This window comes from bacterium (genome assembly GCA_030704665.1).
In the GTDB taxonomy this organism is placed as follows: Bacteria; Patescibacteriota; Microgenomatia; order Woykebacterales; family RBG-16-39-9b; genus JAUYID01.
The window spans coordinates 715,357-730,350 of record JAUYID010000009.1; the positions used below are offsets into that span (position 1 = coordinate 715,357).

Sequence of the window (14,994 nt, forward strand, 5' to 3'; positions counted from 1 at the left end):
GAAAGTCTGTCAAAAACTTGGAGCAGAAAGGGTCGAGACTTCTGATTTTTGACCGGTACTTAAGTTAATAATTACAATAGTTTTTTCTCCTGTAAAACTACCGTCTGTCACACACTCACCTGAATTGCATTCTCTCAACTTTAAAGTAACCAAAATATTATCATTTACCCAAGCGGGAGTAGCTAAATGCTTCCCTAAACTTTTGTCTATCTTGCTGTTCAAATTAAATAGACCAACACTCGAATCGGAAGCTTCTGATTCATTAACGGCATAACCTTTGCTGTGAGCAAGGTTTTTACCGTCAGGGGAAACCGAAGGGCTAGACCAATCTTTTTCAGAACTGATTTTCTCGTCAGTCTTTGAAGCAAGGTCGTAAATATGCATTCCCTCAGAAATCTCCTTGTAAACAAAGCTAGTGTTTGATACCCAAACTGGCAAAGTCACGTCTCCCTTTATACTAGCTACCTTCGCTCCATTGGTGTCAAAGACTAATATTTTTTCATCAGTACTGTAGAAAGTGTCAACTATAAGGACCTTATTTGTGTCTGGAGAAAATTTGGCCGAAAAAGCATCGTCTTGTGAAGCTCCCCTACCAACAGAAGCCTTTTCATAAAGCACTTTGTCTTGATCGGTGGTTAAATCAAAAAGATGTACCGTCACTTTGTCGGAAAAATAGTTAAAAAGTAGTTTTTTATAATCTTTTGTGATGTCAGTTAGATAAATAGGCTTTTTAAATTTTTTATCTTGGCTAAGAGAAAATTTATTTCCCTTGAAAACCCCTTGCCAAAGCTCACTGCCACTGCCTTTCTCTTTAACAAAAACAAATGTCGTCTGGGTAAGGAAAGTAGGATTCCGATAAAGAAGGTCGTTTGATCCATCTTTGGTTATCTGAGTTTTCTTTTTACTGACAACATCAAGTACCCAAATATTGTTCTTGTCCACAAAACCAACTTTTGTAATCGTCTCGCTCTGAGCGTCTTTGTCCTTTGAAGTTTGCTTTGAACTGGAAGAAGCTTGTTTGGTGGTATCAGTCTTCGGATTTTTGTTGCTGGTTTTATTCAGTACTAAGTAACCGCCTGCTCCTAAAAGCGCGACTATTACTAAAACCCCGAGAGCCAAAAAAAGTTTGTTAATGCCTTTTGTTGGATTTGTTAAGTTTATTTCTTGTTTGGGAAATTCAGCGGGTTTCTGGTTGTCTACTGGGTTTGATTCATCGGGCATTGTTCTAATTATAGGTTGCCGGAAATTGCTTGTCAAAAAAAGACCCCGCCTTGCAGCGGGGTTAGGGTAACACCCGCTGACATATTAGCAGGGGTGTTTTTTTTGTCAACCCTTTACTTTCGACCTCTAGTTTATTATAACTAGTCTTTTTTGAGGACAGATGCTATACTGCTCGGGCTTTGAGGACCCAACAAAAATGCTAAAGTTTTTTGGCCAACTACTTGATTCAAACGAACGGGAAATAAAAAAACTTCAACCTATTGTTGAGGCGACTGCTGCTTTTGAGCCAGAACTAAAAAAACTCTCTGCTGCAAAATTAAAGAAGCAAACCGAGGATTTCAAAAAGCGCCTGGAAAAGGGTGAGACTCTTGATGACCTCCTTCCAGAAGCTTTTGCTACTGTCAGAGAAGCCTTCCGTCGCACTCTTGGGGTGCGGCCCTACGACGTCCAAATCATGGGTGGCACAGTCCTCCACCAAGGCAAAATTGCCGAAATGCGCACCGGAGAAGGAAAAACTTTCGTCGCTACTCTACCTCTCTATCTCAACTCTTTGGTTGGTAAAGGCGCTCATCTAGTCACGGTCAACGATTATTTGGCTCGTCGTGACGCTGAATGGGTCGGACCGGTCTTTCACTTGCTGGGAGTAAGCGTTGGCGTCATCAACCATGAAAAATCCTATCTTTATGACCCCAACCCGAAAACCAAAGAAGATGATGCGGCTGAAGTTCATTTGACGGCTGCTCAAGCCGCCTCCCCAGATTTGGAAGGAATCGGTATTGGTCGTTTTTTACGAGAAGTGACTCGCACCCAAGCTTATGGGGCTGACATTACCTACGGAACTAACAATGAATATGGCTTTGATTATCTCCGGGACAACATGGCTGATAGTTTGGACAATTATGTTCAAAGAGGGCATCACTACGCTATCGTCGATGAAGTTGACTCAATTTTGATTGATGAGGCCCGCACCCCTCTGATCATTTCCGCTCCAGCCGAAGAATCGACAGAAAAATACTACGAATTTTCTCGTCTCGTCGATAAACTCACTATCGAAACTGATTTTGTCGTTGATGAAAAAATGCGCACTGCCTCTCTGACTGAAATCGGGATTGCCAAAATCGAAAAGCTTCTGGGAGTCGACAATTTGTATGAAAAAGATTTTGAAACGATCCATCATCTCGAGGAGGCTCTCAAATCCAAAACTCTCTTTTTCCGCGACCGCGACTATGTCGTCAAAGATGGCGAGGTCATCATTGTTGATGAATTTACCGGTCGCATGCTCCCGGGCCGGCGCTACAGTGAAGGCTTGCACCAAGCCATTGAAGCCAAAGAAGGTGTCGAAATTCAGCGGGAGAGCCGCACCTTGGCAACAATTTCTTTCCAAAATTATTTCCGTCTTTATGAAAAACTCGCCGGTATGACCGGTACAGCCACTACCTCGGCGGAAGAGTTTCACAAAGTTTATACACTGGACGTCATCACCGTCCCAACCAACAAACCCATGATTAGAAAAGACCTTCCTGATGCAGTCTACAAAACCACGGCTGCCAAATACGAAGCGATCGTCAAGGACGTCGTAGAGCGACACAAAAAGGGTCAACCGGTGCTGGTAGCAACCATTGATATCAACAAGAACCAACTTCTAAGTGACTTGCTGAAACGAAAAGGTATCCCTCACGAGCTTCTCAATGCAAAATCTATCGCCGAGCAAGATGATCGTGAATCAAAAATCATCGCTTCTGCTGGTCAAAAAGGAGCAGTGACTGTCGCCACCAACATTGCCGGTCGAGGGGTCGATATTAAGCTAGGCGAAGGCGCTGATAAAGCCGGTGGACTGCACATCATTGGCTCAGAACGCCATGACGCTCGGCGCATTGACAACCAACTCCGTGGTCGGTCTGGTCGTCAGGGGGACCCGGGTTCAAGTCAATTTTACGTCAGTTTGCAGGACGATTTGATGAAGCTTTTTGGTGGCGACACGGTCGCCGGTTTGATGAACGCTCTGAAAATTCCCGATGATGTCCCAATCGAAAACCCAGTTGTCTCCAAGTCAATTGAATCGGCTCAAAGTCGCGTCGAAGGCCAGAATTTTGACAGCCGTAAGCGCGTCGTCGAGTATGACGATGTCATGAACAAACAAAGAGAGGTCATTTACTCGCTACGGCGCGAAATCCTCGAACTGGGAGACCCGAACAACGAGAATAAGGAAGAGGCTGAAAAAAAGCTGCGCGAAATGGTCTTTCCAAAAATTGAAGAAGAAATCGAGGTTCTCGTCGACACTTCCTTGGCCGAAACCAAAATTGATCTGGATATTAATCATCTGACGGCCGAATACTTCACGATTCTTCCTTTTGACGAAGCTTCACAGAAAGAAGTTTTGGAAGAAGTCGGGAAAAAGAAGAGTAGTCCTGAAGAAGTAAAAGACTATCTGAAAGGCCTGGCGAAAAAGGTTTATGAAACTCGCGAGGCTGCTTTGGGAAGAGAAGTTTCGCGGCAAATCGAAAAACTAGTTTTGATCTCGGTCATCGATACTCTCTGGATCAATCACTTGGAGGATATTGATGATTTGCGTGAAGGTATTGGTTTGCGTGGTTATGCCCAGCGCGACCCGCTTGTCGAATACAAAGCTGAAGCCTACAAACTTTTTGAGGATCTCATGGACGCGATCGACTACGAAACTGTCCACCGTATTTTCAAAGTTCAAGTCCAAACCCAACCCACTCCTCCAGCGGTCCAAACCACGATGACGACTTCTTCCGGGGCTGCCACAGAGTCTCATGCTGGCCACAACCACCCAGTGGCTGAAGCGGTTCTAGTAGGGGATAAAATCGGCCGCAATGATCCCTGTCCTTGTGGTAGTGGTCTTAAGTACAAAAAATGTGGGCTTGTAAATAGCCCAACACATCAAGAAAATATGGCTAAAGCCTAAAACGCCATTAATTTCTCTAAATTATAGGACTAAAAATTAGACTGTTTATAACTTATGACGTCCACAAGGAGTCTCAAGACTCTTACTCGTTTATCAAATAGTATCCCAGTCCATCAAAGCTTAATACCAACTAGCTAACAGCCTACTTGACAGCGAATTGTTGTTTGTTAATATACTTATATATTAAGTATCTAACATAACTTCGTATGTCGACAAGAGACCAACTCATTGAAGAAATTCTGCATAGCCTCCACGCTATTCGTAATCATATTAAGGCAAAGGCTGTTCATTTGGGGCATCAAAATCATATTACCCACTCCCAATGGTTTATTTTGAAAACTATCGAACACTATAAAAGCGTAAGTATCAAAGATATAGCGGAAACACTAGGGATGTCTTCAAGTGCTGCAACTCAGCTTGTGGACGGTCTTGTGCAAGCGGGTTTTGTGATAAGACAAGAAAACCCCAATGACCGCCGATTGGTACGGTTGGAGCTTTCGCCAAAAGGCAAGAGGCATATCGCTGCTACGAAAGAAAATCGCATAACCGAAATGGCACAAGTTTTTGACGCATTGAACGATAAGGAACTTGCGGGATACCTGAAATTGCAGAAGAAAATTCTATCAAAATTTTTGCACAAAAAATCTTAACTCAAATAAAACAATGCGATTACTAGGACTAAAATGAACACTTTTCTTCAGTATATCGGGAGATATTTTAGATCTATGCATTATGTCACCATTGTTGTTCTACTGGTGGTAGCACTTGTTGCAAATACCGGCCGTGGATTTCCTGTAAATTTGGCTGTGGCCGTTCTTGTGGCACCCGTCCTGGATGTTGCTATAAAACGCTTTTGGCTGAAAAAGAAACCAACTCTACCCTTATCAGCAATCATTACGGGCTTGATAATCGGCACTGTATCAGTAAATGCACCCGTTTCTGGAGTTCTTATTGCCACATTTCTGGCGATAGGTTCTAAATTCATCATTAGGTGGAACGATTTACACATCTTCAATCCAGCTGTGTTTGGCGTGGTTATTGCACAAGTCTTTAACCCAGCCGCTCACGGTGCCGTTACCCATGGTTCATCCCAGGTAGTAGAAGGTTTTGGGGTAGGAGGTTTTACTGTAACTCTCTGGCTCGTGCCGCTTTTGATATTTGCGAACTGGCGGGCAAGAAAACTGTGGACTTCAATCCCATTTCTGACTGCAACAGCATTGCTTTTCTACTTCACAAGACTCGCAAGTCTCAATTCATTCAATACTCAAGGTGTAATGGGATTTCTTGAAGTCCTGCCCTATTATTTTGCATTCATTATTGTTTCAGAACCGAAGACTTCGCCTAGTGCTAAGAAAGAGCAGGTCTTGTTTGGACTGGCAATCGCAGTTTTTTCCGTTTTGCCTCTAATTGTTTTGGGTTCCTATTCCCACCTCGGAGCACTTGCAGCAGTGCTTCTTGGAAATTTAATTTATGTGGCTTATCGCACCAGGAAGATAACTAAATCCTTACAAAAATAATTAACTCCTCGGTAGTACAATTAAACAACAATACCATAGTGATTGAACAAAACTCTTGTGAAGCGACTGCTATGGGGTTTCATTCTGAGGCTATCAGTCTCACCCATTGAACCTATGGGTGGGCCATTATGTAAGCACTTCAAAAAATGTTGTCTTGTAAATATACCGGCACATCAAGAAAATATTGCTAAGGCAAAAGACCGGGTTTAGGACAAGATTGACTAGCTTATTTTTTTGTATTATTCTATATATAGATGAAAATCGCTGCCCTGCTCATCTCCTTTCTTATTTTTATCGGCTCTATTACTATTGTTAACGCAGCTGATACCGGAACAGTTGCTGCCACTGTCACTCCTCAAAGCATTTCTGTAACTGTTACAGATGGTTCAGTCGCCTATGGAACCGTTGATCTTAGTAGTACCCAAGCTACTACTTCTGGTGGTTTAGATGATACTCAGGTAGCAACCAACAACGGAAATGTAGCTGAAGACTTCAATATCACAAGTACAAATGCAACTGGGGGAACAGCCTGGACTCTAGCTAGTACTATCGGTACTGATCAATATAAGCATTCTTTTTGTACCGCCGGTGGCGGCAGTCCAGATCCATGTGACAGCACTCCAACCTGGACAGCAATAACAACTGCCGGGTCTTATCAGTCTCTTTCAACAAATGTCGCTGCGAGCGGTACAACAAGATTTGACCTCCAACTCAGCACCCCAAGCTCAGTTGCTGACTATGTTCAGAAATCTATCACGGTAACTGTCCAAGCAGTCGCTAACTAAGAAATCTCACCACTTTCATTTTCTTTTTGACTTCTGCTATAGTAGCAGCACTTTATGGGAAAGCTCTGCTTTTTTTTCGTTTTGCTTGTTTTTTTTCTTGCTGTTCCAAAGGCTGCTCTTTCTGATATTGGGGTTGGAGTTGGAACTGGAAAAATAGTTTTGAATGAAAAACTAAAACCCGGAGCTACCTACAAACTTCCACCGTTGACGGTCTTTAATACCGGCACCGTGACCGCCACTTATAAGATCAGACCAGCGTTCAACGAAAAACAATCTCAAAAAAAACCAAAAGCCTCATGGTTCTCATTTTCACCAGAAAAAATTAGTATTAATCCGAAAAAATCAGAAGTAGTAACAGCGAGACTTTCTCTGCCTTTATCGGCTCCACCGGGAGATTATTTTGTCTATTTAGAAGCCGTTCCTGATCAAACAGTCCAAAAAGGTACTACCTCTGTGGGAGTAGCTGCCGCTACAAAACTTTATTTCACGGTGGTCCCAGCCAACTTTCTGATGGCTCTTCTTTATCGAATAATATCAATCTATCAGCAATTTGCACCTTGGAGCTATCTGCTAACCCTACTTGTAGTATCGATAACGCTAATCATAGTGCTGAGGAGAGTCATTATAAGACTTCTCCTCACAATCGCAAGGCTGCTAGAAAAGATATGACCGAATTAAAGTCGCGACTAATAAAAAATGCCAAAGCCTTCCACAGGGACTTTATGAGAAATTTCTGTTTGATTCTTACCATTTTTTTCTTTTTTCTATTCGTAGCCGCGCTTCCTACTGTAGCTGACGTAGGCGTAGGCGTGGGCACTGGAAAGATCAATGTCACTGAGAAACTCAAGCCGGGTGCTAGTTACACTCTTCCACCAATGACCGTCTTTAATACCGGCACCGTGACCGCCACTTATAAGATCAGACCAGCGTTCAACGAAACTCAACCGCAGAAAAAACCGGATGCGAGTTGGTTTTCCTTTTCCCCTGAAAATTTTACTCTTACAACCAAAGACTCCCAAAGAGTCACACCAAGACTTTCTCTTCCTTTGAGAACACCCCCGGGTGATTATTTTGTCTATCTAGAAGCTGTACCCGACAAGACAGTTCAGAAAGGTGACACCTCTGTGGGAGTAGCTGCCGCCACCAAACTTTACTTTACTGTTGTACCAGCAAACCTCTTCATGGCCATCCTCTACTGGATTATCTCTTTTTATCAAAACTATGCTCCTTTCAGCTACATTCTTACTGCTCTTTTTGTCTTTGGTGTCCTGACAACTATCTTTAGAAAATACTTTAACTTTTCATTCAGGATTCAAAAGAAAGGCAGAGGCAGCTAAAGATGAAGATCCACAATTTTTACTTAATCTTGCTTTTCACAAGCTTCTTCTTTTTGCTCGCTAGCTTCATCCCAAAAAAGGTCTTGGCCAACAATACAGTCACCGCTACTGTCCAAATTCGGCCTCCAGCAAAATCAAGTGTCGAGCTGCCTGGATCAAAATTAGACGAGAAGACCTTTGTTTCCCACGAAACCGGTTTATTAAACAAAAGCGGCTGGAAAAGCTCTATCTTGCAATACGGTCAACTATCACCAGAGGCACTTGAAGTGAGGAAGCAAACTATTTATCTAAAATCGTTGTTGAACTACTTCATCGCTGGCCCTTAACATACGGTCTAATACTAGCCTTTACTTAATTTGACTAAACATGATAAACCCTTTTCTTAACTCAAAAAAATCGTTTTTAAAAAGATTTATTGTTTTTCTTTTAATTTTATTCTGGTTATTGTCCGGTTGGCCACCCCTTTGGCAAAATCCCAGCTTCCCACCAAAAATTGGTTTTGTCCAAGCTAGTACTCTGACCAAAACGTTTACTTTTGATGCAGATACCGAAAGTTGGACCGCCACTGCCTGTGGAGCTGCCGGAGCAACTTGCGCTTGGCAATCCAGTGCTGGTAGCCCAGCCAATGGAAGTTTGGAAGAGCCGGAAACCAGAAAAAACAAAAGTGGAACCTGGACTTGGGAACTTTCTGGAATTTCGTGGGAGAGCCTTGGCGTACCGACAGGTAGTGTTGTAACTGTCGTTGATGGTTCCTACAACCACACCATGGCTACTTGTACGAATTGTAACACTACCGGAGGAAATACATCCGGCACTTTATCGATCCGCGACTCAGGAGATACCACAACAGTCACTACTCTGGAAACAGAAGTTTCTTACACTGGCGCTACTAGTTGGGCGGCTCGTAATGCTTCTGGTGCCCAGTCCATCGGTGCTTCTTACCAAGCAAGTTCAACCGGCATTATTCTGCGTCTTTCCGGTAGTATCCAAACCAACAATGTTAACGGTGCGGCCGCTGTGATAAGACAAGACCAAATCTCCATGGTAATCACCTACACCACTCCAGTGATCTCCGTTTCTATCAGTGACGGCTCTACCGCTTACGGAACCTTGGCAGTAAATACCAACGAAGATACCACCTCCTCGGGCTTAAACGATACCCAGGTAGCAACCAACGACGGTGACGCTGCCGAAGATTTCAATATCAAAGGACAATCTAGTGCTGCTTGGACTCTTGGTGCTAGCGCCGGTAGTGAACAGTATGTCCATTCTTTCTGTACTTCGGGGACTGGTAGTCCAGATCCCTGTGACAGTAGTCCGACTTGGACAACCCTAACTACAGGTTATACAACTTTGGCCAGTAATATTGCTACTAGCGGTACTCAACGCTTCGACCTGAAAATTACGACACCTACATCTACCACCGCCACCACCCAACAAAGCGTCAATGTGACAATACAGGCAGTTCTCCACTAATTCAGCTATATCACGAGCACTTCAAGAAGTGTGGTCTTACCGACTCACCCCAACACCAGGAAAACCTGGTTAAAGCCCAAACATAACTGCTTTTCCACAAAAACAATCTAAAAATGGTCTCTGACGTGCTGGAGTGAGTATTCCATTGAGGCATCAGTTTTTTTGTGCGGGTTGAAAATGTTCTCGGGATCAAAAATATTTTTCACCTCTTTGAAAAAGTTGAACATTTTCTCTCCATACATTTTTTGCAAATATGGTCCTCTTATCAAACCATCGTTGTGTTCGGCCGAAATAGAGCCTTTGTATTCAAGAACAAGATCGTAAACTTCATTTGCGACAATGGGAATTTTTTCTTTTTCGCCAGCTAGAGCTAGGTTCATCAGGGGGATAACGTGAAAATTTCCATCTCCCATGTGTCCGGCAATAGTATAGAGGAGCTGGTATTTATCCAAAATCGCCGTCAGGCGTGGAAAGAATTCCAGCAAATGCTCCGGAGAAACAATGAAATCATCAATAAAAGGAGCGGTGTGTTTGTCTTTAATATTTTTTCTCAAAAGGTTGAAGCTTTCCCGCCGTATCACCCAATATTTTTCGGCTTTGCTTTTTGTATTTGCTTTACTTGTTTTGATATTGAAATGTTTGATCTGTTGGTGGAGTTCCTCAAGCTTTTGGTCGACTTCATCTTGAGTTTCACCACCGTACTCAACTAAAAGAGTAAATTTGGGGATTCCCTCAGTTGCAAACATCAAAAGCTGGGGCAGAAAATTCAGGCCCATTTCTATGGTTCCTTTTAGCCCCAGAATTTGGACGAATTTGGGAATAAATTTCAATGCTAGTTTCATTGTATGGTCATCAAAAGCTTCAAAACTTTCTGGTTTTGTCGGAACAACCGCATGGACCAGCTCTGGAAGTTTGTGTAAATCTTCAACATAGATGACCAAAAGCCCGGAATATTTTCTGATTGGGATCAGTTTTAACTTCGCTTCGGTTACCAAGCCCAGAGTACCCTGTGAGCCGACGAAAAGTTTGCTGAGATCAAAAACACCTTTCTCCCGATCCCAAACATCCCAAAGATTGTAGGCAGTAGAGTTTTTGCTGACCTTGGGTTTAGCAGCTTTGATCGTCTCGTAATTTTCCTCGACAATCCGGTAGATCTGGCGGTAGAATTCCCCTTCAAAATTCTCCGCTTTGAGTTTTTCGTCCAATTGTTGTCTGTTGAGCGCTTCCAGGCTGTACTCATTGCCGTCACGGAGAATCACTTTTAACCCTTCCACATAGTCAATCGTTTTTCCATGAATCAGGGTTTTTTCTCCGCCTGAATTGTTGTTGATCATCCCACCCAAAGCGCAAATGTTCTTTGAGGCTGGATAGCTAGGCAGATAAAGCCCTCGCTTTAGTGTCTCTTTTTCAAAATCACGGTAAAAGACCCCTGGTTGGGCTGTTATTGTTTCCTCTTCAAAATTCTTGATCTGGTTGAAATGTTTTGTAAAATCAACAATGATTGAATCGTTGATTGCCCCACCACCCATATCAGTTCCACCAGAACGGGCGGTCAAGGAAATGGTTGGATCCTCCTGCTTTTTCTTGACAATATACTGAACTAACCTTTCAACGTCTTCGCTATCTTTGGGATAAACAACTACTTTGGGTTTTATTTCAAAAAGGCTGGTGTCATGGCTGTAAAAACTGAGGGTTTGCGGGTCACTTAAAACCTCACCTTTAATAACTTCTTTAAGGTCTTCAAATAAGCTCATTACTACCCCCTAATTTTGGAAAAGTATTCATTTAGAACAGGTTTACTTGATAAAACTGCTACTTTATCTATTTTAATGGTTTTTACTTAGTGCAAACAAGGTATACACATAAAGTTATTTCCGCTTTTTCTTTCTCTATTGTTGCTTTATTCTCGAGAAAGACTAATTCAGCGGAAATAACTATAGATAATTTTATTGCTATTTAACCTAAGCTTGCGTTTGCTTTTTTAGAATCAGCAACGAGAAAGTATCTTACTCTTTCTTACTCAGAGCATTTACTACAAACCCAGACCAGATTAATACTAACCCAAAGAGGATAGCAAAGCCTGACAACATATACGCCATTATACCGAGGTTTAGTGAAGTTGTAAGAGTAGTAGCAGTTACCCAAATATTACGCGCTGCATTCGGAACCATCACTGGTTTACCATCTTTATCTAGTACTGCACTCCCTGTTGCATCGACTTTGGCTACTTGCTGGGGCATCTCGGCATAAGTCTTGCCCTCAGTTGATTTCAAGGTATGCTTTCGAATCACATCAGCTTGAGCCTTTAGCGTCATGGGATCCCGAACAGCAGCGTTGGGTATCGAAGCATCTTCCGGAGTAACTATTTTCTCTCGAGCTACAGTCTGATATGTAAACACGACTCCCCAAGAACCGGCTAGGACAACAATGATTCCCACAAGAACAGCTAAAACAGATGAGACCTTTAGTAATCTATTCATAACAACATTTCACCTCCTTACCTGATAAACTGCCTCTTTCTAATTAAATTTAGCACTTCCCCTGCTTGCTTGCAAAATTCTCCCCAGGATTTTATCTAGCTCCTTTAGTTTCTCCTTGTTCAAGGAATAATAAATTTCTCTACCCAGTTTTTCACTGGTTGCCAATTTCTCTGCTTTTAAGATTTTTAAATGGTGTGAGATTAAATTCTGTTTCAGTCGAAGACAGCGGTAAATATCCGAGACCGTGTAGCTTCCGTGGGTGAGAATTGCAAAAACAGAAAGGCGGTTTTTGTCAGCAAGGCATTTGAGAAGATGGGAGCCTTTTTCCATCTCTTTGTCAAAACTGCTTTGGGCAGGCATAAATATATCAACTACTATTGATATATTAAGTACTTATCTTTCCTTTTGTCAATCGCTGGTAGCTTAAAACCAATCTCGTTCGGACGGACTGAGAAGAATTCATTCTTCAACCCCTTCCCAAGTCTATTCGACAAATAGCGTCCCTTTGCCTGTTTCTTGCATAAGGTGTCAGCATTGCTATAATGATTTTTGTTAACAATACCCCCAGAAAGGAGGTGTAGTGAGCATGGTTGCAGAGATGGAAGAAACAAAAAGAGAAGGTAGTGGTTGGCACGGTGACCCTGAGGGGCACGCCGAAGCCGGTCGCAAGGGTGGGGAGAAAACCGCCTCCGAAAGAGGCCCTGAGTTCTACAGTGAAATTGGCCGCAAAGGAGGGGAAGCTTCCCCTACCAAATTCGAAAAAGGCTCGGAGCGAGCCCGGCAAGCTGGTCGCAAAGGCGGACAAAATTAAAAAGTAACTAAAATAGTAGCAAACAGATGATCTTTTTTGACTAGATTGTCTGTTTGTTTGTTTCAAAAACCAAATTTGCTTTTTTCAAAGAATTGCTATTATAATTTCTTTACATGCCCAATCCTGATCTAGAAAAATACATCACTACCTCCCGAGAACAAAAAATTCCCGATGAGACAATCAAAGATCAACTGATAAAATCTGGCTGGGGGGCAAACGACGTCGCTGACGCTCTAGCCCCAAAAACCGAGGCAGCAACTCTTCCACCACCTCCAGTACCTCGTCTGGGAATGTGGGTCGCCTTTCACTATATTATTCTCTTCATTACGCTTTACATGAGTGCTACTGCGATTGGGGGAATTCTTCATATCGCGGTCAACAATACCTTTAAGGACAATCTGGATCTAAGCAATAGCTACAGCAATTCTTTTGATACCTTAATTTTGCGCGGTTTTTTGGCAGCCTTGATCGTCGGTTTCCCTATTTTTGCGACTCTTTTTGTCATGGCCAAAAAGCAACTTGCCGAAAAACCAGTGGTTCGCAATCTTGGGGTGCGGAAACTTCTCATTTACATCACCCTCTTCGGAACTTTTCTTCTCATGATCTGGAACCTTTTTCTGGAAATTTACCGCCTTCTGGGAGGGGAAACGACCTCCCGATCGCTAGCTCACTTAGCGGTAACTTTTCTTGTCGCTGGATCAATCTTTGCTTACCTATTATTGGAGGTTCGTGAAGATCGTCGCACTTGATGCAAAAAACTTATTTAGCGATTGCCATAGTTTCCCTCCTTGCCTTAGGTACTGTCATCTATGGTTTTAGTCTGACAGGCTCTCCTTTTGATGCTCGGGGCAAGCAGTTCGACCAAACTCGCGTCAGCAACCTCAGCAACCTCAAATACTCAATTGAGAGCTACTACAACCGCAACGGCAAACTACCTTCAACTCTCTCTGATCTTTCTTCAAACACCGACTACTATTATGGTAGCTCTAGGAACTCAACCAAAGATCCCGACACCGGCAAGGACTATGAGTATTCGGTCACGAGCACAACTTCTTACAAACTCTGTGCTACTTTCTCCGCCCCGAGCGAAACAACTGCCAAATCAGCTTATAGTTACTCCAACTCCTCAAACACTGACTTTTCTCACCCGAAAGGACGTCACTGTTTTTCCCTGACTGTCAGCCAAAATAGTTCTAGCTATAACTACAAATCAACCACGATCCAAGATTCGAAAATTGATTATGTCTACTCAAACGCAGAAAAAAATACAGGTGGCAATTTTCCTTACGGATTTTTCAGTCTTAGTACCACAGAGTACGGCCTAATCAACTACTCGGCTACTCCAGTCACAGTCACTATTTCTTTCAAAAAACCCGTTCAATTGTCTAGCATTTCCAACACCTTTGCCAGCTGTCTGTCATCCGCTTGTTACACTTGGAGCGCGAGTGGGGTAACAAACCAAGACAAAACGCTGGTTTTGGTAAAAAATACTGCTGTCTCCTCAGCAACCTCTACAAAAGCTGTTTCCACAGACGAAAAAATAAAGATATTGAAAATTACAGCCGCTCCTGCAACAACTGGTTACCTGTACTGGAAAAAGATCAAGATTAGCTACGTTAGTGATTGACCAAAAAGATGGCTGGTGAATTTGGCCCTAGTCCTGCTGAAATGGGTCTGACCCTCGGCCCATTGAACAAAGAAGCTCACCAATAAATAGTGCGAAATGTTGTCAATAAATTTTCTATCTGCAAAAAAAGCTTTTTGCCGAGAATTTATTGCTTCTTCTCCTAGATACATATATTATTAATTTGTGAACCGAAAGCTTCTGTTCTTCTTGCCTATACTTCTTTTTCTTGTCGGGGTGGACGTTTGGGGCGGGGTAAATTTTATCAGTCGTAAAGCTTCCTCTACCACCGAAAGTGCAAAAAACAAGATCGCTTCAGCTGAGAGCACAAAAAGCAAAACCACTTCTTGGGCAACCTACAAAAACACTGTCGTCGGCTTTGAATTCAGTTATCTAAGTTCTTACAAAAAACCCAGAGTCCCAACTAACACTCCTCCATACGAAGCTGTAGCAACGGGCAAAGAGGACAATGTTTCGGCTCTTCTCATTGGTGACGATGCAGAAAAAGGCTATGTGCTAAGTATTTTGCTCAGAGAAAAAAACTACTCATTAAATGATTATTTTACTGCTAGTCTCGCTCTAGTTGAGGAAAAAGGAAAAAGCTCCTTTAAAAAAACCAGTGTTACTATCGACGGGGTAGCCGGTTTAAAAGTAAGTTTGGTAGGGAAAACAACAAACGTAATTTTTATGACAAAATCGCATTTTATCGAGCTACACAATCACACTCCCTTGCCAGAAGAATCTAACGAATCCGAATTTACTTCAATGATTAATAGCTTTAAATTCACTATAAAATAATGGTTTCAATCACCAG

16 protein-coding genes are annotated in these 14,994 nt (G+C 42.6%); 12 read left to right on the forward strand and 4 right to left on the reverse strand.

All coding sequences use genetic code 11. From position 1 onward, the window contains the following. Positions 1-9: 9 nt before the first annotated feature. Positions 10-1,221 carry a DPP IV N-terminal domain-containing protein gene (locus tag Q8P13_04190; GenBank protein MDP2671625.1) on the reverse strand — a complete coding sequence of 404 codons (1,212 nt, stop codon included), beginning with the start codon at positions 1,219-1,221 and terminating at the stop codon, positions 10-12. A 196-nt stretch (positions 1,222-1,417) separates the two neighbouring features. On the opposite strand from Q8P13_04190, the gene secA reads away from it, so the two are divergent. The 8 genes from secA to Q8P13_04230 all read left to right on the forward strand — a co-directional run bounded on the left by secA (position 1,418) and on the right by Q8P13_04230 (position 9,265). Further along, positions 1,418-4,150 carry a preprotein translocase subunit SecA gene (gene secA, locus Q8P13_04195; GenBank protein MDP2671626.1) on the forward strand — a complete coding sequence of 911 codons (2,733 nt, stop codon included), beginning with the start codon at positions 1,418-1,420 and terminating at the stop codon, positions 4,148-4,150. A gap of 206 nt (positions 4,151-4,356) precedes the next feature. Then, positions 4,357-4,800 carry a MarR family transcriptional regulator gene (locus tag Q8P13_04200; GenBank protein ID MDP2671627.1) on the forward strand — a complete coding sequence of 148 codons (444 nt, stop codon included), beginning with the start codon at positions 4,357-4,359 and terminating at the stop codon, positions 4,798-4,800. Positions 4,801-4,875: 75 nt separating this feature from the next. Further along, the gene (locus tag Q8P13_04205; GenBank protein ID MDP2671628.1) at positions 4,876-5,667 is read left to right on the forward strand and encodes an RnfABCDGE type electron transport complex subunit D; all 792 of its coding nucleotides are present in this window, start codon (positions 4,876-4,878) and stop codon (positions 5,665-5,667) included. Positions 5,668-5,921: 254 nt separating this feature from the next. Continuing rightward, positions 5,922-6,452, forward strand: a complete 531-nt coding sequence (locus Q8P13_04210; GenBank protein MDP2671629.1) for a hypothetical protein — start codon at positions 5,922-5,924, stop codon at positions 6,450-6,452. A 54-nt stretch (positions 6,453-6,506) separates the two neighbouring features. Further along, positions 6,507-7,121 (forward strand): hypothetical protein, encoded by a 615-nt coding sequence (locus tag Q8P13_04215; protein ID MDP2671630.1) that lies wholly within the window; start codon positions 6,507-6,509, stop codon positions 7,119-7,121. A 53-nt stretch (positions 7,122-7,174) separates the two neighbouring features. Beyond that, complete coding sequence (locus Q8P13_04220) at positions 7,175-7,789, forward strand: hypothetical protein (GenBank protein ID MDP2671631.1); 615 nt, start codon at positions 7,175-7,177, stop codon at positions 7,787-7,789. A gap of 2 nt (positions 7,790-7,791) precedes the next feature. Then, positions 7,792-8,115 (forward strand): hypothetical protein, encoded by a 324-nt coding sequence (locus tag Q8P13_04225; protein MDP2671632.1) that lies wholly within the window; start codon positions 7,792-7,794, stop codon positions 8,113-8,115. Between the two features lie 40 nt (positions 8,116-8,155). Continuing rightward, positions 8,156-9,265 carry a hypothetical protein gene (locus tag Q8P13_04230; GenBank protein MDP2671633.1) on the forward strand — a complete coding sequence of 370 codons (1,110 nt, stop codon included), beginning with the start codon at positions 8,156-8,158 and terminating at the stop codon, positions 9,263-9,265. A 107-nt stretch (positions 9,266-9,372) separates the two neighbouring features. Here Q8P13_04230 and Q8P13_04235 read toward each other — a convergent pair whose 3' ends face one another. The 3 genes from Q8P13_04235 to Q8P13_04245 all read right to left on the reverse strand — a co-directional run bounded on the left by Q8P13_04235 (position 9,373) and on the right by Q8P13_04245 (position 12,105). Beyond that, a complete protein-coding gene (locus Q8P13_04235) occupies positions 9,373-11,019 on the reverse strand; it encodes an FAD-binding oxidoreductase (GenBank protein ID MDP2671634.1) in 1,647 nt (548 codons plus the stop codon). 252 nt (positions 11,020-11,271) lie between these two features. After that, complete coding sequence (locus Q8P13_04240; GenBank protein ID MDP2671635.1) at positions 11,272-11,745, reverse strand: hypothetical protein; 474 nt, start codon at positions 11,743-11,745, stop codon at positions 11,272-11,274. A 39-nt stretch (positions 11,746-11,784) separates the two neighbouring features. Then, entirely contained in the window at positions 11,785-12,105 is a 321-nt protein-coding gene (locus Q8P13_04245; GenBank protein MDP2671636.1) for a metalloregulator ArsR/SmtB family transcription factor, read from the reverse strand. A gap of 226 nt (positions 12,106-12,331) precedes the next feature. Here Q8P13_04245 and Q8P13_04250 point away from each other — a divergent pair, with 226 nt between their 5' ends. The 4 genes from Q8P13_04250 to Q8P13_04265 all read left to right on the forward strand — a co-directional run bounded on the left by Q8P13_04250 (position 12,332) and on the right by Q8P13_04265 (position 14,978). Continuing rightward, positions 12,332-12,556 carry a general stress protein gene (locus Q8P13_04250; GenBank protein MDP2671637.1) on the forward strand — a complete coding sequence of 75 codons (225 nt, stop codon included), beginning with the start codon at positions 12,332-12,334 and terminating at the stop codon, positions 12,554-12,556. A 113-nt stretch (positions 12,557-12,669) separates the two neighbouring features. Beyond that, positions 12,670-13,305: a DUF5671 domain-containing protein gene (locus Q8P13_04255; GenBank protein MDP2671638.1), complete on the forward strand. Its 636-nt coding sequence runs from the start codon at positions 12,670-12,672 to the stop codon at positions 13,303-13,305. Further along, complete coding sequence (locus tag Q8P13_04260) at positions 13,305-14,183, forward strand: hypothetical protein (protein ID MDP2671639.1); 879 nt, start codon at positions 13,305-13,307, stop codon at positions 14,181-14,183. The genes Q8P13_04255 and Q8P13_04260 overlap by 1 nt, the downstream gene beginning before the upstream one ends. 183 nt (positions 14,184-14,366) lie before the next feature. Then, positions 14,367-14,978 (forward strand): hypothetical protein, encoded by a 612-nt coding sequence (locus Q8P13_04265; GenBank protein MDP2671640.1) that lies wholly within the window; start codon positions 14,367-14,369, stop codon positions 14,976-14,978. Positions 14,979-14,994: the final 16 nt, after the last annotated feature.

Excerpts from the sequence above, each read along its gene's own strand:
- Q8P13_04190 (MDP2671625.1), bottom strand. The coding sequence starts at position 1,221 with ATGCCCGATGAATCAAACCCAGTAGACAACCAGAAACCCGCTGAATTT.
- secA (MDP2671626.1), top strand. The coding sequence starts at position 1,418 with ATGCTAAAGTTTTTTGGCCAACTACTTGATTCAAACGAACGGGAAATA.
- Q8P13_04200 (MDP2671627.1), top strand. The coding sequence starts at position 4,357 with ATGTCGACAAGAGACCAACTCATTGAAGAAATTCTGCATAGCCTCCAC.
- Q8P13_04205 (MDP2671628.1), top strand. The coding sequence starts at position 4,876 with ATGCATTATGTCACCATTGTTGTTCTACTGGTGGTAGCACTTGTTGCA.
- Q8P13_04210 (MDP2671629.1), top strand. The coding sequence starts at position 5,922 with ATGAAAATCGCTGCCCTGCTCATCTCCTTTCTTATTTTTATCGGCTCT.
- Q8P13_04215 (MDP2671630.1), top strand. The coding sequence starts at position 6,507 with ATGGGAAAGCTCTGCTTTTTTTTCGTTTTGCTTGTTTTTTTTCTTGCT.
- Q8P13_04220 (MDP2671631.1), top strand. The coding sequence starts at position 7,175 with ATGAGAAATTTCTGTTTGATTCTTACCATTTTTTTCTTTTTTCTATTC.
- Q8P13_04225 (MDP2671632.1), top strand. The coding sequence starts at position 7,792 with ATGAAGATCCACAATTTTTACTTAATCTTGCTTTTCACAAGCTTCTTC.
- Q8P13_04230 (MDP2671633.1), top strand. The coding sequence starts at position 8,156 with ATGATAAACCCTTTTCTTAACTCAAAAAAATCGTTTTTAAAAAGATTT.
- Q8P13_04235 (MDP2671634.1), bottom strand. The coding sequence starts at position 11,019 with ATGAGCTTATTTGAAGACCTTAAAGAAGTTATTAAAGGTGAGGTTTTA.
- Q8P13_04240 (MDP2671635.1), bottom strand. The coding sequence starts at position 11,745 with ATGAATAGATTACTAAAGGTCTCATCTGTTTTAGCTGTTCTTGTGGGA.
- Q8P13_04245 (MDP2671636.1), bottom strand. The coding sequence starts at position 12,105 with ATGCCTGCCCAAAGCAGTTTTGACAAAGAGATGGAAAAAGGCTCCCAT.
- Q8P13_04250 (MDP2671637.1), top strand. The coding sequence starts at position 12,332 with ATGGTTGCAGAGATGGAAGAAACAAAAAGAGAAGGTAGTGGTTGGCAC.
- Q8P13_04255 (MDP2671638.1), top strand. The coding sequence starts at position 12,670 with ATGCCCAATCCTGATCTAGAAAAATACATCACTACCTCCCGAGAACAA.
- Q8P13_04260 (MDP2671639.1), top strand. The coding sequence starts at position 13,305 with ATGCAAAAAACTTATTTAGCGATTGCCATAGTTTCCCTCCTTGCCTTA.